Consider the following 22936-nt stretch of genomic DNA (forward strand, 5'->3'; position numbering starts at 1 on the left):
AAATATAATAATCAAATTTTGAGGTATTGAATTATGAATGATAATAAATACTCGCAAAAAATAAAAGAATTAATGAAAGAAATGACTTTGGAAGAAAAAGTCTCTCTTTTAAGCGGTAAAGATTTTTGGTCAACAAAAGCAATAGACAGATTGAAAATAGACTCTGTATACTTAACAGATGGACCTCATGGAGTGAGAAAACAAAGCACTGAATCCGATGAATTAAGTTTGCAAAAGTCCATTTCATCAACCTGCTTTCCTACCGCATGCTGTTCTGCCTGCTCATTCGATCCTAATATAATGTATGAAATGGGTGAAGCTATATCAAGAGAAGCAAAGGCAAATAAAGTTTCTGTAGTATTAGGACCAGGAGTAAATATTAAACGCTCTCCTTTATGCGGAAGAAATTTTGAATATTTTTCAGAAGATCCTTATCTTGCAGGAAAAATGGCTAGTGGCTGGATAAATGGTTTGGAGGATAATGGAATACAGTCAAGCCTCAAACATTTTGCCGCTAATAATCAGGAAACTTTAAGGCTCATAATAGACAGTGTAGTTGATGAAAGAGCTTTGAGAGAAATATATTTATATGCATTTGAAATAGCCGTGAAAGAGGCTAAACCTTCTACTGTTATGTGTGCCTATAATAGTGTTAATGGAACATTTGCATCAGAAAATAAATACTTGCTTACAGATATACTTAGAGATGAATGGGGATTTGATGGAATTGTTGTTTCAGATTGGGGTGCTGTAAATGACAGAGTAGAAGCTTTAAAGGCTGGACTTGATTTACAAATGCCTTCAACTAATGGAGAAGATGATAAAAAAGTTTATAATGCCGTTAAAGAAACTATTATAGATGAAAAAATATTAGATAAAGCCGTAGAAAGACTATTATATTTCTCTTTATATTCTATGGATAATATTTATGATAATTTCGATTATGATAAAGAAGAACATCATAATATAGCTAGAAAAATCGCTGAAAACTCTATAGTATTATTAAAAAATGAAGATAAAATACTTCCTGCAAAAAAAGAAAGTAAAATTGCTGTGATAGGAGAATTCGCTCAAAAACCTAGATATCAAGGTAATGGAAGCTCTCTTATAAATGCTTACAAAATAGATACTGCAGAAGAATATTTCAAAGAAAACAATATAGAATTCAATTATGCTAAAGGATACGATTCAAATTCTCCAGATATAGATAATGCCTTAATAGAAGAAGCTGTAAATATATCAAAAGACAAAGATATTGTAATAATATTTGCAGGGCTTATAAACTCTTATGAATCTGAAGGATTTGACAGGAAACATCTAAACTTACCTGAAAATCATAATCATTTAATAGAAGAAATTTCAAAAGTAAATAAAAATGTAGTTGTTGTGCTTTCTATAGGTGCACCTGTTTTAATGCCTTGGATTGATAAAGTAAAAGGAGTGCTTAATTTATATTTGGCAGGAGAAGCAGCTGTCAGTGCCGCATTTAATATAATATTTGGTATAGTTAATCCTAGCGGAAAATTGGCTGAAAGTTTCCCATTAAGTTTAGAAGATAATCCAAGCTATAAATATTTTCCTGGAGGCAATAAGGCTGTTGAATACAGAGAATCAATATTTGTAGGATATAGATATTATGATAAAGCACAAAAGAATGTTTTATTCCCATTCGGATTTGGTTTATCATATACGACTTTTGAATTCTCTAATTTGATTGTTTCAGATGCCAACACTATTGCAGGACTTGATAATATACATGTGGTATTCGATATAAAAAATACTGGAGATGTATTCGGATGCGAAGTTGCTCAAGTTTATATATCTGCTCCTGAAAACAATGTGTTTAAACCACAAAAAGAATTAAAGTCTTTTATAAAAGTATTTCTAGAACCTGGTGAAACTAAAACTGTTATATTAAAATTAAATAAAAGAAGTTTCTCTTTCTATAATGCTGATACTAAACAATATGAAATAGAAAGTGGAATCTATACAATATATATAGGAAATTCATCAAGAAATTTATTATTGAGTAAAACTATGGAAATAAACTCCATAAATTATTATCAAAAAAGAATTGATAATTATTTCAACTTTAAAGATATAAATATTTCAGATAATGAATTCCAACAGCTTTTGGGAAGAAAATTAAAACCTATAAATATAAAAGCATCTAAACCTTATCATCTTAATAATAATTTAGCAGATTTGCTTGATAATAATATAGCAAAAGAATTTTATAATAAACTTTTATCAGGACTCAATGATATGTTCAAAGATGATAAAACAGACACTAAAAAAATGTTTGAAAGCATGATGCTTGAAACTCCTCTTCGTTCGCTTCATACTATGAGCGGAGGTATTATCTCAAGAGAAGATGTTGAAAATTTAATAAACACTTTGAATAAATAATTAATTTAAAAGTAAAAAAGCGGTAGATATTATCATCAATTCTGCCGCTTTTGTTTTTTCATTTTTTATTTTTGCATTATTGATTAATCATCAAATTGCTGTCCCATTATTTGTCCGTTTCCAGAAACCATAACTTCCATCATATTATTTAATTTTAATTTATAATTGCCCCATTCTTTTTCTGCATCAATAATAGCAGCTTGAGGATATGCTTTTTTTACAGCTTGTAAAACAGCAGGAGGGAAAGCAGCATCAGGTATAGGAGCATATTCACTATCTATATTTTCCCAATCTCCATTACCTAAAAAATCTATAGATACTCCATTAGATAAATTTACATCAAATTTTGCTCCATCTCTTTCAACTTTCCAAATTTGAACGCCAGGAAATACTCTATTTATAAAAGCAGTAGCTTGCTTAGGCAATGCTGAAGGCGGAACTACCATATCAGCAAAAAGACTAGAAGCTGATAAAATAAATAATGATACTAAAAAGATAGATAATTTTTTCATGATTTACTCTCCTTAATATTAAACTACATAAATTATCTTTATAGTTATAAGTATAGCACTTTTATAATATTTGTCAAGTTTATTTACAATATTTTTACTATTTTTTTACATTTTTTATTTTAATCATATAATTATGGGTAGAAGACTTCTCCTACCCACAACAAACAAACTTAAACTAACAAATATTAGATAATTGTACCGCTTTTAACTATTGTATTTTTAGGAATTATTACAATACCATCTCTAATACAATAGAATTCACTATCTTGATGCTGTATTTTCTTTTTATTTGTGATAACAACATCATTGCCTATTCTTACATTCTTATCTATAATTACATTTTTAAGAGTACACTTTTTACCAATACCGATTTTAGGAATATGCTTAACATTTAGTCTTTCAATATCATCGCTATCCTCATAATAGTCACTACCCATCATAACTACTCTTTCCAATGTAGAACCGCTTTGAACTACCGAACGAACACCTATAACACATTCTTTAATAGTAGCATTCTCTATTCTGCATCCATCAGCTATAATACTAGATGTTACTGTAGCCTTTTCAACTTTAGAAGGAGATAAGTAACGAACATGAGTATATATAGGAGCATTTTCATCATAGAAATCGAAAGGAGGATTTTTGCTTCCGAAAGATATATTAGCTTCAAAATAAGCCTTAATAGTTCCTACATCTTCCCAGTATCCTTGGAATGCATAACTAAATACCTTATATTTCTTGATAGCTTCTGGAATAATATCTTTACCGAAATCCATCATAGATACATCTGATAAAATTTCTTTAAGTACATTTCTTCTAAATACATAAATACCCATAGAAGCCAAATACTCTTTCTCAGGATCTTCTATATTAAACATTTTCTTCTGATCTTCACTTAATTTTAATGAATCAAGTTCTTCAGCTTCTTTAGGTTTTTCCATAAAGTTAGTAATCTGACCTCTTTTATTTACTAACATAACACCAAAACCTTTTGCATCTTCTCTTACAACAGGTACAGTACCTACAACTATATCAGCACCTGTTTCAAGCATATGCTGAAGCATAACATTATAATTCATACGGTATACTTGGTCACCTGAAAGTATCACTACATTATTAACAAATTCATTATCAAAATGGGCAAGATTTTTTCTAACCGCATCAGCTGTTCCCTGATACCAATCTATATTAGTATCTGTCTGTTCAGCAGCAAGTATACTTACATGACCGCCTGAAAAGTTATCAAATCTGTAGGCATTGTATATATGATTATTCAAAGATGCACTATTAAATTGTGTTATAACATATATATTTCTAAATCCGCTGTTTATACAATTAGATACAGGTATGTCTATCATTCTGTATTGACCGCCTAAAGATACTGCAGGCTTAGAACGTGCTTTTACTAAAGGATAAAGTCTTGTTCCTCTACCTCCTCCAAGTATCAAAGCAACAGTATTAAATGCTCTCATAAAAAAACTCCAATAATTTTTTATTATCTAAATAATTCATATATTATAAGTATAGTAAAAAATTATTGACTTTTCAAGAATTATCAATTATATATTATAATACATTAAAATGTTTTAAAGCATTATAAACGCCGTCATTATCTACATCATCTGTAATATAATCTGCTACCTCTTTTACTTCTTCATTAGCATTACCCATAGCAACACCTATAGAAGCATGCTTTATCATAGTAATGTCATTTCCGCCATCTCCGAAAGCCATTGTTTCTGATAAATCTATGCCATAATATTCTATAATCTTATCTATACCTATATGCTTACCGCCGCCTTTTGTATTAACATCTGTAAAGTCTGGATGCCATCTGCTTGATTCGCAATTTTTGAATATTTTACTCATTAATTCTTTTTCTTTTTTAGCATCTACAAATAAATTTATTTGCAAAATATCATTTATATTTTCTTCTAAAAAATCATAATAATTATCAACGGCCGGTATAGGAAGGTTTATGGACTCAGAAACTCTTTTCACTTTATCTGTAACATAATTAATATATATACCGCTATTCATCATTACAGAGCATGGAAATTGTTCTTTATTTTTTAAATAATCCATCAAAGAATATACTTCTTCTTTAGCTATGCCATGTCTGTAAATGGACTTATCGCCTATATAACAATCAAAACCATTAGCTGTTATATATCCGTCAAATTCTATACCGTCTACATTGTTTATATGATTCTTTATTCTTCCTGTAGCTATAAAAACTTTTATACCCTTTTCTTTTAATAGTCTTATAGCCTCTTTAGAAGAATCTGAGACTTTATGTGTATTAAAGCTAACTAAAGTACCATCTATATCAAAAAATACTGCTTTTATCATAAAAAATCCTCACATTTCTACATTAATCTAATATATTAAAATGTTTTAAAGCATTATATATTCCGTCATTATCCACATCATCTGTGATATAATCTGCTATCTTTTTTACGCTTTCATTAGCATTTCCCATAGCAACACCTATAGCAGCATGCTTGATCATAGAAGCATCATTTCCGCCATCTCCGAATACCATTGTTTCTGATAAGTCTATTCCGTAATACTCAATTATCTTATCTATTCCTATGTGCTTGCCTCCGCCTTTTGTATTAACATCTGTTAAAGCCGGATGCCATCTGCTTGATTCGCAATTTTTGAATATTTTACTCATCAATTCTCTTTCTTTTTCTTCATTAACAAATAAATTGATTTGCAAAATATCATCTATATTTTCTAATAAAAAATCATAATAATTTTCTGCTACATTTATTTTAAGATTAATAGATTCTAAATATTTAGCAACTTCATCAGTAATATAATTAATGAATACTCCCTTAGCCATCATCACAGAGCATGGAAATTGTTCTTTATTTTTTAAATAATCTATAAGTGAATATATTTCTTCTTTAGCTATAGAATGTCTGTAAATGGACTTATCGCCTATATAACAATCAAAACCATTCGCTGTTATATATCCGTCAAACTCTATATTATCTACATTATTTATATGCATTTTGATTCTTCCAGTTGCTATAAATACTTTTATTCCTTTTTCTTTTAAAATTCTAATAGCTTCTTTAGAAGAATCTGAAATCTTATGAGTATTAAAACTAACCAAAGTACCGTCTATATCAAAAAATACCGCCTTAATCATACAAAAACCTTTATTTACAACAATCAATCCAATATATTAAAATGTTTCAAAGCCTTATATACTCCGTCATTATCAACATCATCTGTAATATAATCTGCTATTTTTTTCACATTTTCATTAGCATTACCCATAGCAACACCTATAGCAGCATGCTTAATCATACCTATATCATTTCCTCCGTCTCCGAAAGCCATTGTTTCTGACAAGTCTATTCCATAATATTCGATTATCTTATCTATACCTATATCTTTACCGCTATATTTTGAATTTACATCTGCAAAAGAAAAATGCCATCTGCTTGACTTAGAATTTTTTAATACATTATCCATTAAATATTTTTCTTTATTTTCATCTACAAAAATATTAAGCTGGAGAATCTTATCATAATTATTTGGTACATAATCATTAAAGTCTCTAGACTCTGGAACTTTCACATTTGCCATACTATAAAGATGTGCTATTATATCATCTGTATAATTAATAAATAAATTATCGCTTGTTATTACTGTACAAGGAAATTTATCTTTATTTAGATAATCAACTAAAGCAAATAAATCATCTTTATCTAAAGAAACTCTATATATTTCTTTATAATTTCCATTATCTTTTACTAAACAGCTTCCGCCATTTATCGTTATATAGCCGTCGAAATATAGACCGTCCAAATTATCTATTTGAAATAAAGCCCTTCCACTTGCTATAAAAACTTTTATTCCTTTATCTTTTAAAATTTTAATAGCCTCTTTGGAAGAATCTGAAATTTTATGCGTATTAAAACTCACCAAAGTACCATCTATATCAAAAAATACTGCTTTTATCATTTGTTAGTACCATCTTTTATTTTATAAATTTGAAATCTATTAAGAATTAAACAATAATACATTGTTAATAAATAAAAGGCCCAATCAATTATAGGCCTTTCATTTATAAAGATTAATTAAGATATATTACTCAATGCACCTACAATAGCATTGGCAAATTCTTTTGAGGAAGCAGGACCATTAGCTGTTATAATATTTCCTGAAACAACAACATTGTCCTTCAAAACGTTGGCATTACCATGTCTTACATGCGATTCATCTGCAGGCAAACAAGTAACATTAATACCGTCTAATATTTTAGCATTAGCCATAATTACTATTCCGCTTCCTATACCTGCAACTATTTTTTGATTATCTAAAAATAATTTAGCAAGTCCCTGAGTACGCCAATCATCCCATAAAGTTATACATCCTATACCGCCTATAAATATTACAGCATCAAATTCTATAGCATCAACTTCACTGAATAGTAAATCAATATTGGTCATACCACCCAATTTTCCCTGAGCTGTACCTATAAATGTAGATGATACTTCTGTTTTATAACCGGCATTATCAAAAATCTTTTTACTCTCAAAATACTCTTCATCCTGAAAATTCTGCCCGGACATAACATACAATATTTTATTAGTTTTTCCCATTATATAATATCTCCAATATTTATTTTCCGTAAATCATTATAAACCGCAATTTCTATCATAATTATTTTTGTTCAAAATAGCAAGTTCATAAGCCTTAACATATTCTTTAGCACTTTTCTCCCAAGAATTATCTATTTTCATAGCCCTTTTCTGCATAGCAGTAAATCTATCTCTATGATCATAATAAACACTTACAGCCCAGCCTATAGTATTATATAATGCTGAAGGAGTAGAATCATAGAATTTAAATCCTGTACCTTCTCCTGTCTGTTCATTATAATTTTCAACAGTATCTTCAAGTCCACCTGTAGCATGAACTATAGGCAAAGTACCATATCTTAAAGAGTACATCTGATTAAGTCCGCAAGGCTCGAATAATGAAGGCATTACAAATAAATCACAGCCTGCTTCTATTAAATGTGATAATTCATTGCTATATCCTATATAAGAACCTACTCTACCAGGATATCTTTTAGGTATATCACCAAAGAAACTTTCAAGACCTTTATCACCTGTACCAAGTATACAGAACTGAACTTTCATATTATTAACTAAAGAATCTATTATAGAAGATATAAAATGATATCCTTTCTGATCAACAAATCTTCCTATTGCTCCTATCAAAACAACATCATCATCTTCTTCAAGTAAGAATCTTTTTTGAAGTTCTCTTTTACATACTTTTTTACCTTCCATCTTATCTGCTGAATAATTTGCAGGTATAAATTTATCTTTTTCAGGAGACCAAACTTCTTCATCAATACCATTAAGTATTCCGAAGAAACTTGTTGTTTTATTCTGCAAATAAGGTGCCATACCATGTCCGCCATAAGGTGAAGCAATTTCTCTAGCATAAGTAGGGCTTACAGTAGTAACTACATCAGAAAAGAATATTCCACCTTTAAGGAAATTTATATTGCCATGATCTTCAAAGGTATCTGGACTAAAGTTATTCCATCCTAATCCTAAATAATCATAAGTGGTAGTAGCATTATATATACCTTGATAATTTGCATTATGTATAGTAAGCATACTAGCAGCATGACCTATTTGATCATTCCAATGCCAAGTTTTAATATATGCAGGAATAGCTGCTGTCTGCCAATCATTAGCATGAACAACATCTACATTTAATTGTAAATCCTTACATAACTGCAAAGCAGCTCTTGAAAAGAATCCGAATCTCCAAGCATTATCTTGATAATCATTGAATGAAGCATCATGATAAAGTCCTTCTCTACTGAAGAAACTATGATGTTCTATAAAATAAAAATCAATTCCATCTTTTACTGTCTTAAATACTGAGCACCACTCTTCTCCATTACCCATCCATACTCCCATAGTAGGAAGAACATTCTCTAAATAACAATCCTGAAAATTAATATCTCTATATTTAGGAAGTACTACACAAGCTTCTACATCAAGCTTCTTTAAATAAATAGGCAAAGCACCAACAACATCGGCAAGTCCACCTGTTTTTATAAATGGGGTTGCTTCAGATGATGCTATCATAACTTTCATTTTTGACATATAAAACTCCTAAAACGTGGAATATATTTTTAAATATATAACTTTATTTAAAAACTTCAAGTCAAATTATGATTTTAGAATATTATTATAATAAAAAGTTTAATAAAAAATAAAAGAATTCTATTTTTTATTAAATAGAATTCCTTTTTTACATAAAATTATTATAAATCAAATACTAATCTCTAATATCTCTAAAACCTTATCTCCAGCAGGTACTTTTATAGTAACAACATCGCCAATTTTTTTACCTAATAATCCTTTAGCAATAGGAGTTACTATTGTTATTTCATTTTTAGTCATATCTGCTTCTAATTCGCCCACTATTCTATATTCAAAAACAGCATTTCTAGTTTTATCTTTAACTTTTACTCTTTTACCGAAAGTTACAGTGTCCTTATCCAAATTAGCAGGATCTATTATTTCACAGCCTGCCAAATCACTTTCCAACTTTGATATCTGAGCATTCAATAATCCCTGTCTTTCTTTAGCAGCATGATACTCAGCATTTTCTTTTAAATCGCCTTTTTCTCTAGCCTCTGCAATAATAGCAGGCAAAGTTTCAAACTCAGCCTTTAATTCAGAAAGTCTAGCTTTAGCTTTATCATATCCTTCTTTTGTTATTGGTTTAGCCATTTTCAATATCCTTAAAATTAGTAATTTTGATATTATAAACTATTTTTAAATATTTACAAACAAAAAAGATTAATGATTAATATTAAAATTAGATAATTTATATATTGTTAAATTCATATTTCCAATGATTTTAAAAGAATATTCATCAGGATAATATCTAGTAGAAAAAACAATCTCACCATCATTTACAAATATCTCTATAGCTGATGTATCTATAAGTATTCTCAAACTTTCTAACTTTTCTAAATCACAACTTCTTTTATATCTTCCGCCGCCTATTTTCTTTCCTATATCATTTATAAACTCTAATATGAATCTATTATTTTTATATTTAATAGAAACACCTTCAGAAATTAATAATTCAAAATTATCAGAACTTTTTATATTATCAATTAGAACTTCATAAGAATTAATATCTTTAGAAATCAAATTATCAGACAATAAATCATAAGAACATGATTTTTCAAATATTTTTTTCTCTCTTAACTTCTCTAAACTTCTATGAGGTTTTTGATAAAGTTTGCCATTTTTAAAACTTAATTCTCTTGCCACAGTTAAACAATGCTGCCAGCCGTATTGAACAGTTAGATTTTTATGATCATCTTCTGTATCAGGAACACCCATCCAGCCTATTATAACTCTATTTCCGTTCTCATCTAAAAAAGTCTGAGGAGCATAGAAATCAAATCCTCTATCAATAACTGTAAAATTATTAACTTCTATATGTTCTTTATTTTCATAATCATCATTAATCAAAAAATATCCTGAAAGATAAATATTTTCATATACATTTTCAATTTGCTCTACACCTTGAGGGCAAGTAATTAAAATATTCTGTCCGTCTAAATTAAATAAATCAGGACATTCCCACATATAGCCGAATCTATTTTTAGAATTTATAGTGCTTGTATGCTTCCAATTTCTTTTATCTTCAGATTTGAATATTAATACTTCTCCAATATCATTATCTCTATCTTTTCCATATTTTCTAGCACCTTGAACCATATAATAAGAATCATTTTCTTTCCATACTTTAGGATCTCTTATATGATTAGTTATATCTTTAGGATAATCTTTCATTTCCATTAAGCATTCTTTTTTAGAGAAGTTAATACCATCTTCGGAGATTATAAGCATGGTATTAGCTTCTCTTCCGCTTTCTATGTAATCATGTTTGCCTAGAAGCTTTACATTACCTGTATAGTATATGTATAATTTATCATCTTCTGTAAGGGCAGAACCTGAATACACACCATGGCAATCGTATTTTTCATCTGGATATATTGATACTCCCACATATTTGTGATTGATTAAGTCTTTAGTTATATAATGACCCCAAAATTTTAATCCGCCTTCAACATCAAATGGAGAATATTGAAAAAATATATGATACTCTCCTTTGAAATATGATAAAGCATTAGGATCATTAAGCCAGCCTACAGGAGGCATCAAATGAAAATTTAATCTCCATTTATTATTATTATCTTTAGAATATTCAATTTCTTTTTGTTTTATCGCCTCTTCAAATACTTTACTAACCAGCCTCATTTCATTTCCTCGTATTAATTGCATAATAGTACTTAATATCATGTATTAAGAACTAATACATGATATTAAGCGAATAAATTATTTTATTGGATTTATGTAGAAATTATTGTGTAAACATTGTCTTTTTTAATTTTTACTCCTCATCTTCCTGCATATACTCATCAGGAACACCAAAGAACCAAGTAATAGTAAATGATAGGAGAACTGTAACTAAAGCAACAGCTATATAACCAACTAATTGCTTTCCATCATAAATATAAAGCAATGCTCCCGGTATTCCTGTAACTCCGTTTGCAGTAGCTTGTAAATTCAATAATCTTGCGATCAAGCCTGTTATACCCGCAGCAATAGCACCGCAAACCATAGGCTTTATTCCATATCTTATATTTATACCAAATATAGCAGGCTCTGTTATACCAAGCCAAGCTGATAATGTAGCACCATATCCCATAGCTTTTACGCTTTTTCTTCTAGTTTTTAATGTAACGGCTAAACAAGCAGCACCTGCAGCTAAATTAGCAACGGATAAAAGAGGATTAATAGGATTAAACGTAGTAGCAGCAAGTAATGATATTTCTATTAAGTTCATTATATGATGTACTCCTGTTACAACTATAAATATTATTCCAAACCCTATTATAAATCCTCCTATTCCAAAAGGTAATGATAAAGAAAAATTTATAGCTATCAATATCCATTGTTCAACTATATGAAAAATAGGGCCTATTACAGCTAAAGATAATATCAACATTATAAGTAGAGTCAAAAAAGGTGTTGCTAGTATATCTATTATATTTGGAATCACTTTTCTTAAATTCAATTCTACTTTAGATCCTATTATACCAGCAATAAGTGCAGGAAGTATGCTTCCTTGATATCCTACTATAGGTATAAATCCAAACAACATTATAGGTTTAACTCCACTGTCTGGGTTGGCTACCAAATAAGCATTAGGCAAAGCAGGTGAAACAAGCATTAAACCTAATAATATACCCAATATAGGAGAACCTCCGAAAACTCTGAATGTTGACCAGCATACCAAAGCAGGTAAAAATGCAAATGTCGTTTCTGTTAAAACACTCATAAATGTCATAACAGAAACGGGAATATTAGACACTTGCAAATTAAATAAACCTAAAAAACTATCATTTATTAAAGCACCTTTAAGCCCTAAAAATAAACCAGTTGCAATCATAGCTGGCATTATTGGTACAAATACATCAGCAAATATACGGATAAACTTTCTAAAATTATTTTTCTCTCCCACTTTTTTAGTTTCTTCCGTATTTTGTTTTGCAGCTCCTGTAACACCTAAATTAACAACTTCAGCATAAACCTTATTTACAACTCCTGTACCTAATATTATCTGATATTGATCTGAATTAAAAAATACTCCTTTAACACCTTCTATTTTTTGAACATCTGAATCTTTTATACTTTCTCTATTTTTTACTATTAATCTTAATCTTGTGGCACAGAAAGTTGCGGAAATAATATTATCTTTATTCACTACTCTAATAATTTCTTCAGCAGTTTTTTTATAATTGATAGCCATAATAAAAATCCTATTGAAATTGTCATCTATGTAACCTGTTACATAATATATTATAGCAATATTTTAATATTTGTCAAGCATTATGTATTTTTTTATAAAATAATTATATAAATTTGTATTTAACAATAAAAAGTATATACTTTATTAATATCAGGATAATGGAATATGGCTACGAATAAAAAAATTACTATGAAAGAAATAGCAGAAATTGCTGGTGTTACAAAAACTACTATATCTAGATACTTTAACGGCGGATATTTAAAAGAAGAAACAAAAAAAAGAATAATGGAAATAATATCAGAATATGATTATGAGCCAAACACATTCGCAAGATTAAAGGCAAAGAAAAGCCATATAATAGGAATAATAGTACCAGCTTTAGACTCTATAGTTGGAGCAAGAGTATTAACAGGGCTTGAAAAAACTCTTAGAGAAAAACATTATATGCCTATAATAATGAATACAAATCATCAGCATAAATTAGAACTTCAGTATATAGAAAAATTAAAAAGATTAAATGTTGATGGGATAGTATTGAGTGCAACATATATCACTGAAGATCATAAAAACATATTGAAGAAATTAGATATACCAATCGTAATTTACGGACAGGAATGCAGCGAGGGAATAAGTATAGTTAATGATGATTATAATGCAGGTGTAGATATAGGAGAATATATAGGCAGCAAAAATCATAAAAATATAGGATTTATAACAGTAGATGAAAATGATATTGCTGTTGGAATAACAAGAAAAAATGGAGTATTAGACGGACTATCTAACTATGGGATAGAAAATATAAAAATAGAAATAGCAGATTTTTCTTATGAGAAAGCAAAAATAGCTACAGAAAAATTATTAAAAAATAAAAATATAGATGCTATAATATGTTCAACTGACAGACAAGCTTTGGGAGTATATAAAGTATTAAAAGAAATGGGATTAAAAATTCCAGATGATGTATCTGTAATATCTTTTGGAGGATATGATATTGATGAGATAATAGAGCCTGGACTTTCAACAATAAAATTCGATTCATTTAATGCCGGAGTATGCACAGCAAATACTTTAATAGATTTAATTAACAATATAAAAGTAAAAAAGTATTGTATGTTAATTATGAATTCTTAGAAAGAAATAGTGTAAGCAATAAAGAATAATAAAAAAATAACTGACTAAAAAATCATAGCCAGTTATTTTATATAATAAATATTTTTATATTAATTACAATCAATATCTATATAATCACCTAATTTGAAATGCTTATTAAAATCAGCATAATGATCTAAACTTTTTCTCTTTATAAATTTACCATCTCCTTTATTTCCTAAGAACTTATTGTCTTTGCATACAATTTTACCTCTTGATATAACTGTATCAACAGAGCATAAAAGTTCCATTCCTTCATAAGCAGTATAATCACAAGCACCATGCATATTTGATTTTGTGATAACAGATTTTTTATTAGGGTCTATTATAGTAATATCAGCATCGGCATTTGGAATAATAGCACCTTTTTGAGGATAAAGTCCGTATATTAAAGCTGGATTATAGCATAAAGTTTCAACGAATTTATTTATGCTTATTCTTCCTTTCATAACACCTTCAGAGAACATCAAAGGGTATCTCTCCTCTACTCCGCCTGCCCCATTAGGGCATTTAGTGAAATTATCTTTTCCTTTCACCTTATCAGTTTCATAATTGAAAGGACAGTGATCTGTAGCTATTACCTGAATATGTCCGTCTGCAATAGCTTTCCATAATCTGTCACAGTCTTCCTGTTTCCTTAAAGGAGGAGACATTACAAATTTAAGTCCGTCTTCTCTGTCATATTCTTTATCAGTTAATACTAAATATTGAGGGCAAGTTTCAGAGAAAATATTTTTATGTCCTAAAGCTCTGGCATTAACTATTTCATCTACACTCTTTGAAGCGGAAGTATGAACTATATAAACAGGAGCATTTCCGGCTACAACAGATAAATGTATGATTCTATTAACTGCCTCAGCTTCAGCCTCTGCAGGTCTGCTTATAGGGTGATAATGTGCAGAAGTTTTACCTTCTTCAACAAATTTCTTCTTTAAATATTCTACTACATAATGGTTTTCAGCATGGAAAGCAGAAACTCCATTAATCTCTTTCATCTTCTTTAATACTCTCACAACATTATCATCTTCTATTTTATAATTATAAGTTAAATATAATTTTGTACTTTGCAAACCTTCTTCTTTTGCTAATAATTCAAGCCCTTTAAGCACATCTTCATCAACATGCTGTAAAACTCCATGAAAGCTATAATCAATAACAGCCTTATTATCAGCAAGACTATGATAATGCTTTAATTGATGAAATACATTGCAGTCTTTAGGTCCAAATCCCATATGATCAACTATAGTAGTAGTACCGCCGCAAGCAGCAGCAATAGTACCAGTATAAAAATCATCAACAGCACGTCCAATTCCGACATCTATATCCATATGAGTATGAACATCAATACCTCCTGGCATTACATATTTGCCTGAAGCATCAATTATTTCTGCCCCTTCGCATTTTAAATCAGCACCTATTTGAGAAATTTTTTCATCTTCTATTAATACATCAGCCTTATAAGTTTCTGAAGCATTAACTATAGTACCATTTTTTATAATAATCTTTTTCATTTTATAATCCTATATTTATTTGTTTATTAAAATAATTACTAAATTTATATGAATTAAATAAAGCATATGCAAGCAAAATTCAATATACTTATAATTTTTTTATTTATCTATAAAAACTTGTCATATATTCATAAGTCTTTTATTTCTTCTATACTTAAACCTGTAATTCTGCTTATAACATCAATATTCATATTTTCTTTTTTCATTTCTTTAGCTATATTTATCTGGCTTTCTTTATAACCCTTTTCTATACCCTTTTCTATACCTTTTTCTATGCCTTGCTTAAATCCTATTTCCATACCCTCTTTTTTTCCTTCTGCTCTCTCATACTGAAGCATAGCAGCCTGTCCATAAAGAAAAGTATCTCTTTCATTATAGGCAGACATCTCTTTTTCATCAGCTACAAATCTTTTATATTTATCTATTACTTTACTCATAATATGATTGCCTCCTATAAGTTTATTAATATCTTTTTCTAAATCTTTAGTAGTGAAAAAATCAATCCAAGATAAAAGTTTATTTTTATTATAATCATCTATACTAGCATTTTTTAATATTTCTGCAAATCTTTTAATCTCTATAAAATGTATCTGAAAATCATCTAATTTAAGGCTAGGATTATTAATATCTGATAATTGAAGACATTTATGCTCTTTTTTTATATCAGTTTCACTTCCTATGTTTAAATTAAAATTTAAAAAACTAATACTAATCATTTGACTTATATTAATATAGTTTTCATTCTCTTTTAATTCAGAAGCTATATTTTTAGCTATATAATATAAAATTCTTTTTATAAAATTATTATTACCTATCAACTGTATTTCAATAAGTATCTTTTTACCATCTTTAGTTTTTGCTTTAACATCAAGAATAGACTCTTTTAAATTCTCATTTTCAGGTAGGTTGTAAGGATTAATAATTTCAAGATTGCTTACAGATTCAAAACCAGCATCATTTAAAACAGCATTAACAATATTTTCTAATATATCCTCATCTCCTTCAGTACCAATTAGATATCGTACGAATAAATCATTAAGTCTGTTAATTTCTTTCATAGATTAATTATACTAAAAATTTTATTAATATCAATTTATATTTATATAATTTTCATTCATCAAAAACTAATACATAAAATTATCATATATTTTTAATGAGTATATTATATAAATTATAGTTATATTGACATAAAATAATTTTAAACATATAATCCCGTATATACTTAGGGGTATATATGAAAAATATTATTTCCATTATTTCTATTTTTGTTTTAATAGCCTGCAGCTGCGGTAACAGCGGCAATACTAAACAAACAGAAAATACTCAAACTAATCAAACTCAAACAAATGAACAAGTATATATTAATCCAACAACTACAAATACTAATGAATATGTTCAAGGTATAAAAATGTATCCTATGTATTCTCAGACTTTAGGTGGATCGTTATTTTTAGCTGTAAAATATAATAACATAGAAGAAGTTAAATCATATTTAGATAAAGGAGCAAATCCAAATGCTCAAGATGAATACGGTTTTACAGCATTAATGTACGCTACTTTAATCGATATAGCAAAATTACTTATAGAAGAAGGTACTGATGTCAATATTAAAGATAATGCAGGTGCTACATCATTAATGTATGCTGCTAGAGATACAAATTATGAAATGGTTGAATTTTTATTAAAAAATGGTGCTGATGTAAATATTAGAGATACATCAGGAAAAACTGCATTATATTATAGTATTCAGCATGATAGTTTCGGACAAGAAAATGCTATAAAAATACTTAATTTATTAATAAAATACGGTGCTGATGTAAATACTAAAGACAATGATGGAGCATCTCTCCTTGATGTATCCTATAGAATTTCAGAATCTTTTGATAAAAATAAAGAAATGTTTAAAATATTAGTTGAAAATGGTTTTGATTTAGAGTCAAGAATAAAGACGGGTAGATCTGATTATGATTATACTCCTTTAATGATAGCAGCTTTAAGAAATGATTATGATATGGTTAAATATTTGCTTGATAAAGGTGCCAATCCTAATACAGTAAATAATGAAAACAAAACAGCTTTAACGATTGCTAATGATTATGGAAAATTTGATATTTCAAAATTACTTATACAACAAGGTGCAAATATAAACACACAAGATGAAGAGGGCTGTACAGCATTAATGAACGCTACTATGATAGGAGACTATGAAATGGTTAAATTTTTATTAGAAAATGGTGCCAATATAAATACTAAAGACAATGATGGAAACACTGTATTATATTATAATATTCGCTATGATCATTACGAAAAAGAAGAAAAACTAGAAAATGCTAAAAAAATATTTAATTTATTAATAAAATATGGTGCTGATATAAATACTAAAAACAATTATGGAGCATCACTTCTTGATACAGCTTATACAACAGAATTGGCACTAAATAGAGAAATGTTTAAAGTATTAGTAGAAAATGGTTTTGACTTAGAATCAAGAATAAAGGGTGGGGAGTATTATTCTCCTGCTGATTATGATTATACTCCTTTAATGATAGCAGCTTTAAGAAATGACTATGATATGGTTAAATTTTTAGTTGAAAAAGGTGCCGATGTAAATGCTAAAACACATTCTGAACATAGCTCAGTAGAAACTCCCCTATTACTCTCATTAGATAATGAACATCCTGACTATAGATATTATTATTATAAAAATGAAAATTCATCTGCTGCAGAATTTTTAATAAATAATGGTGCAGATATAAATGTAACAAATGAGGATGGAGAAACACCTTTAATGTATGCTTCCAAACTTCATAATATAAAAGTGGCAGAACTTCTAATACAAAAAGGTGCAGATATAAATGTAATAAATGAGGATGGAAAGACACCTTTAATGTATGCTTCCAAACTTCATAATATAAAAGTGGTAGAACTTCTAATACAAAAAGGTGCAGATATAAATGCTTTCGATGATTATGGAAATACAGCCTTAATGTATGGTGTAAATAATTTAGAAACAGTAAAATTATTAGTTGAAAACGGTGCTGATGTAAACTTTTATAAAGGAGGAAGTACTGCTTTAATATTAGCATGTAAACCTAGTTTGGAAATAAATATAGACGTAATAAAATATTTAGTTTCAAAAAATGCTGATATAAATGCCCAAGATAATGAAGGATACACAGCTTTAAACAAAACTCTTACTACTATGCCAGACTTTGAAATAGCTCATTTTTTAATAGAGCAAGGTGCTGATGTAAACATAAAGAATAAAAACCAATATACTCCTTTGATACATCTTGGTATGCTTGAAGGTAGTTTTTATAATATAAGTTTTCAGGAAAATCGTATAAAATTAGCTGAAGTTTTATTAGAAAAAGGTGCAGATATTAATGCTCAAGATTATAATGGATACACTTCTTTAATGTGGGCTTGTACAAGAAAATCTAATGAATCATTTGTTAAATTTCTAGTAGAAAAAGGAGCCGATGTAAATATAGAAGATGACGATGGAGATACTGCTTTAGATATGGCAGAGAATCTTAAACTTAGAGAAATTGCAGATATTCTAAAAAAAGCTCAAAGAAATGTAAAGTAAATTTTATATTTAAATAAATTAAAATCTTCATTATAAAATTGATATAATTTATAATGAAGATTTTTTAATATAAATAATTATATAAGAGTTATATATACCAAAAATTTTTAACTTTGTCAATTTGTTTATTGTTCTTTTTCCCGCCGCAAAAAGAACCAAAAAGTGCAAGTGTAAAAATTAGTACTAAATCATACTAAAAATGTTTTACATGTAATATAATTTATTAAATTAAAGCCCAATATAGCCTTTTTGCTTCTTTGTGGCAACAAAAGAAGTGGGGTTTGGGGCAAAGCCCCAAATATAAAAATAAAAATATAAATTGATTTTTGATAAAATATAATTGTTTAGGTATAATCTAAAATTAATTATCTATTATATAAATACATCATAGCAGTAAGTACGGAACCGCCTAAATTTCTAGCCTTATCAGAAATGGTAAAGCAATTATCATATTCAGATTTTCTAGGATCAATATCAGCTATTTTCAAACCCTTATGAACTTTGAAACCATCTTTTATAATGCCTCTTAAAAGCCCATCAAAAGTAGCAAGCACTTCTATTTTTTCATTGTTATTATTTATATATGCTATAACTTCTTTTTCTTTAACAAAGTCGCCTATATTTTTCACGTTTTCAATAATGCCGTCAGAACTTGCATGTATTACTCTTTCAGCTTCTTTACCGCCTATATTACCGGGAATTCCTGTATTAGGTATAGCCTCGCCTTCTAAATACATTCTTCCAAGATTATGACCTCGCATAGTTTCTATAACAATATCACAGTCTTTACCGGCAGTAAAACCTGGACCTAATGCTATAGTATATTTAGCCATAGATTTATTGGTACCAAGATTTTTTTTAGCAATTATGGCATCAATTAAAAATGTTGGTTTTATATTTTTTAGTATATCACAATTAGGATCTATAAGAATAGGAATCTTTTTATAATTTTTATTTGCAATTATATTAAGAGCTTCTTCATAGCTTTTTACCAATACAGATTCAATATCCTCAACTTTACTTTCACCATCATAAACAGCTTCGGATAATGCAACCCTTCTTCTAATAGAAGAGGGGTATTGTGTTTCTAATACAATAACTTTGAAATGAGCCTTGTATAAGGAATACACAATACCTGTAGCTAAATCACCAGCTCCTCTTACAATTACAAGTTCATCGTTAAATAAACTCATAATAAATAAAATAAATTATCTTGAATAAGGAGTATTTTTAAGTGGTAGTTCTGTTTGGAACTCACCGTTAAACTTATAATAAGCTAAAGCAACAGCAGGAGCAGTAGGTATACTAGAAATCTCTCCTATACCTGTAGCACCATAACCATAAGGAACACCAGGTTTTTCTATAATAATAGATTCAACATCTGGAGTTTTATCAGCTCTGAATAATCCTAAAGTACCGAATTTAACTTTAGGAACACAATCTTCAAGCGGGAATTTTTCTGTCAAAGCATAACCTAAAGACATAACAACACCGCCTTCAATTTGTCCTTCCAAAGCTATAGGGTTAATAGCCTTTCCTATATCATGAGCAGCAACTATTTTATTTATAGTACCGTCATCATTAAGTATACATACTTGTGTAGCATAACTGTATGCAACGTGAGAAACAGGATGAGGTTTATCAACGCCCATTTTATCTGTAATAGTTAACCATTCGCCGTAATATTCTTTTCCTTCTAAATCTTTTAATGTTTTACCAGCCAAATCTTTCTTAAGGTCTTCACAAGCTCTCTTACAAGCTTCACCTGTAATAAGTGTTTGTCTTGAACCTGAAGTAGTACCGGAGTCAGGAGAAGTTGCAGTATTAGGCTGATGAATTATTATCTCATCATCATTCAAATCAAGAGTTTCTCCAGCTATTTGATAAAGTACTGTAGCAATACCCTGTCCTATACAAGAAGCAGCAGAGTATACATTAACTTTTCCGTCTTTTACTACCAAACGAACTCTTCCTGTGTCAGGCAAACCAACACCTACACCAGAGTTTTTCAAAGAACAAGCTATACCAACATTTTTATTATTATAATAAATGTCTTTAACAGCTTCTAATGTTTCAACAAGTCCTGTAGCCTCATCAGCTATTTGATAGTTAGGAAGCACTTGACCAGGACGTATAGCATTTCTATATCTTATTTCCCAAGGATCTAAACCGCACATTTCAGCAAGCAAGTTTATATTCATTTCAGTAGCAAAACAAGACTGAGGTACGCCGAATCCTCTGAATGGTCCAGTTGGAGGGTTATTAGTATAGAAAGATTTACCCTCTATATCTATAACTTGATAATTATAAGGACCAGCAGCATGTGTACAAGCTCTTTGAAGTACAGGGCCTGATAATGAAGCATAAGCACCGGCATCTGTAATTAAAGTAGCTTTCATAGCTGTAAGTATACCGTTTTCATCACAAGCAGTAGTCATATCTATGCTCATAGGGTGACGTTTTGGGTGCCAGTTTATACTTTCTTGTCTTGTAAGTTTAAATTTAACAGGTCTTTTTGTTCTATATGCCATTATAGCTGCATAATGCTGAACACTCATATCCTCCTTACCACCAAATCCGCCGCCTACATATTTATTTTCTACTACAACTTTTTCTGCATCTATACCTAAAGCCAAAGCAACCTCTTTTTTAGTATCATAAACACTTTGGTCGCTTGAATATACAAATATTCCATCTTCATTGAAAGGCATAGCAACAGCAACTTCTGCTTCCATAAATGCATGCTCTGTCCAAGGAAGTTCATAATGTTTTGTAACTTTATATTTAGATTTAGCTATTACTTCATCAGCATTACCTTTAACTAATCTTTCATGAGTAAGTAAATTGCTTTCTCTTTCTTCATGAACTAAAGGAGCACCCTCTTTCATAGCTTCCTGAGGATTTCTTACCAATGGTAATTCTTCATATTCTATTTTTACTAAATCTCTAGCTTTTTTAGCAGTAGCTTCATCTTCAGCAACGATTAAAGCTAAACCGTCAGCGATAAATCTTGTAGTTTCGCCTTCACCGATAAGTACATCCCAGTCATGGAAAATATGTCCGATTTTCTTAGCACCAGGTAAATCTTTAGCAGTTATTACATCAACTACGCCTTTTAAAGCTTTTGCTTCGCTAATATCTATTTTTAATATTTTAGCTCTTGGATATTTAGTTCTTACAGCAACCCCATGAAGCATACCTTCTAACTCTATATCATCACAGTATTCGCCAATACCTAAAGCTTTTTCTTTAGCATCTACTCTAGCAATATTTCTATCGCCTAATTTTACTTTACCTTTGTATTCTTTAACATCAATATTTTCTCTAATCATTTTAGCAGCTAATTCTATAGCATCAATGATTTTTTTGTATCCTGTACATCTGCAAATATTATTTTTAATAGCAGCAACAATTTCAAGTCTTGTAGGATTAGGATTTTTATCTATTAATCCTTTAGCACATATAACCATGCCAGGTATACAGAATCCGCATTGAACGGCCCCTGCAACTGCAAAAGCATGAGCATAAATATCTTTTTCTCTTTGAGTAAATCCCTCTATAGTTTGTACGCTTTTACCCTGCAATCTTCCTATAGTTTGTATACATGCTTTAGTAGGTTTTCCATCTATCAAAACAGTACAAGTTCCGCAAGCACCTTCAGAACATCCGTCTTTAACTGATTTACATTTACAGTCATTCCTAAGAACATCCATTAACTTTCTGTCTGAGTCAAAGCTCATCTCTTTACCATTAATGATAATCTTGGCAATCTCGCCCATATATTCCTCCTTATATATTAAAATCAAATAAACATAACAAGGGAAAGATACTTACCTCTCCTTTGCTATGTTATACAATAATCAATATAAAGT

Annotated in this window: 16 protein-coding genes and 1 pseudogene; 3 read left to right on the forward strand and 14 right to left on the reverse strand. The window is 29.3% G+C overall.

The window, feature by feature from the left end; genetic code table 11:
• Window positions 1-33: 33 nt before the first annotated feature.
• Window positions 34-2409, forward strand: a complete 2376-nt coding sequence (locus BINT_RS09465) for a glycoside hydrolase family 3 C-terminal domain-containing protein (RefSeq protein ID WP_014488352.1) — start codon at window positions 34-36, stop codon at window positions 2407-2409.
• Between the two features lie 83 nt (window positions 2410-2492).
• On the opposite strand, the gene BINT_RS09470 is transcribed toward BINT_RS09465, so the two are convergent.
• From BINT_RS09470 to BINT_RS09515, 10 genes are all read right to left on the reverse strand, one after another.
• A complete protein-coding gene (locus BINT_RS09470) occupies window positions 2493-2921 on the reverse strand; it encodes a PepSY-like domain-containing protein (RefSeq protein WP_014488353.1) in 429 nt (142 codons plus the stop codon).
• Between the two features lie 185 nt (window positions 2922-3106).
• Window positions 3107-4393, reverse strand: a complete 1287-nt coding sequence (locus BINT_RS09475; protein WP_014488354.1) for a glucose-1-phosphate adenylyltransferase — start codon at window positions 4391-4393, stop codon at window positions 3107-3109.
• A gap of 94 nt (window positions 4394-4487) precedes the next feature.
• Window positions 4488-5273 carry a Cof-type HAD-IIB family hydrolase gene (locus tag BINT_RS09480; RefSeq protein WP_014488355.1) on the reverse strand — a complete coding sequence of 262 codons (786 nt, stop codon included), beginning with the start codon at window positions 5271-5273 and terminating at the stop codon, window positions 4488-4490.
• Between the two features lie 22 nt (window positions 5274-5295).
• Window positions 5296-6084, reverse strand: coding sequence for a Cof-type HAD-IIB family hydrolase (locus BINT_RS09485; protein ID WP_014488356.1), 789 nt, complete (start codon window positions 6082-6084; stop codon window positions 5296-5298).
• Between the two features lie 23 nt (window positions 6085-6107).
• A complete protein-coding gene (locus BINT_RS09490) occupies window positions 6108-6905 on the reverse strand; it encodes a Cof-type HAD-IIB family hydrolase (RefSeq protein ID WP_014488357.1) in 798 nt (265 codons plus the stop codon).
• Between the two features lie 116 nt (window positions 6906-7021).
• Window positions 7022-7546, reverse strand: a complete 525-nt coding sequence (locus BINT_RS09495) for a DJ-1/PfpI family protein (RefSeq protein ID WP_014488358.1) — start codon at window positions 7544-7546, stop codon at window positions 7022-7024.
• A gap of 36 nt (window positions 7547-7582) precedes the next feature.
• Entirely contained in the window at window positions 7583-9076 is a 1494-nt protein-coding gene (glgA, locus tag BINT_RS09500; protein ID WP_014488359.1) for a glycogen synthase GlgA, read from the reverse strand.
• 168 nt (window positions 9077-9244) lie between these two features.
• Complete coding sequence (greA, locus tag BINT_RS09505) at window positions 9245-9709, reverse strand: transcription elongation factor GreA (RefSeq protein ID WP_014488360.1); 465 nt, start codon at window positions 9707-9709, stop codon at window positions 9245-9247.
• A 69-nt stretch (window positions 9710-9778) separates the two neighbouring features.
• Complete coding sequence (locus tag BINT_RS09510) at window positions 9779-11257, reverse strand: glycoside hydrolase family 32 protein (protein WP_041177380.1); 1479 nt, start codon at window positions 11255-11257, stop codon at window positions 9779-9781.
• Window positions 11258-11390: 133 nt separating this feature from the next.
• Window positions 11391-12812, reverse strand: a complete 1422-nt coding sequence (locus BINT_RS09515; protein WP_014488362.1) for a PTS transporter subunit EIIC — start codon at window positions 12810-12812, stop codon at window positions 11391-11393.
• Between the two features lie 165 nt (window positions 12813-12977).
• Here BINT_RS09515 and BINT_RS09520 point away from each other — a divergent pair.
• Window positions 12978-13972, forward strand: a pseudogene (locus BINT_RS09520) (LacI family DNA-binding transcriptional regulator).
• Window positions 13973-14032: 60 nt separating this feature from the next.
• On the opposite strand, the gene hydA reads toward BINT_RS09520, so the two are convergent.
• A complete protein-coding gene (gene hydA, locus BINT_RS09525; RefSeq protein WP_014488364.1) occupies window positions 14033-15472 on the reverse strand; it encodes a dihydropyrimidinase in 1440 nt (479 codons plus the stop codon).
• A 128-nt stretch (window positions 15473-15600) separates the two neighbouring features.
• Window positions 15601-16530 (reverse strand): Rpn family recombination-promoting nuclease/putative transposase, encoded by a 930-nt coding sequence (locus BINT_RS09530; RefSeq protein ID WP_014488365.1) that lies wholly within the window; start codon window positions 16528-16530, stop codon window positions 15601-15603.
• Window positions 16531-16706: 176 nt separating this feature from the next.
• Between BINT_RS09530 and BINT_RS09535 the strand changes: the two genes are divergently transcribed.
• Window positions 16707-19064: an ankyrin repeat domain-containing protein gene (locus BINT_RS09535; protein WP_014488366.1), complete on the forward strand. Its 2358-nt coding sequence runs from the start codon at window positions 16707-16709 to the stop codon at window positions 19062-19064.
• A 365-nt stretch (window positions 19065-19429) separates the two neighbouring features.
• Here the strand turns inward: BINT_RS09535 and yqeB are convergent, their stop codons facing one another.
• Both yqeB and xdh read right to left on the reverse strand, forming a co-directional pair.
• Complete coding sequence (yqeB, locus tag BINT_RS09540) at window positions 19430-20257, reverse strand: selenium-dependent molybdenum cofactor biosynthesis protein YqeB (protein ID WP_014488367.1); 828 nt, start codon at window positions 20255-20257, stop codon at window positions 19430-19432.
• Window positions 20258-20272: 15 nt separating this feature from the next.
• A complete protein-coding gene (gene xdh / locus BINT_RS09545) occupies window positions 20273-22843 on the reverse strand; it encodes a selenium-dependent xanthine dehydrogenase (protein WP_014488368.1) in 2571 nt (856 codons plus the stop codon).
• Window positions 22844-22936: the final 93 nt, after the last annotated feature.

The sequence above is a fragment of the Brachyspira intermedia PWS/A genome (genome assembly GCF_000223215.1).
Classification (GTDB): Bacteria; Spirochaetota; Brachyspiria; order Brachyspirales; family Brachyspiraceae; genus Brachyspira; species Brachyspira intermedia.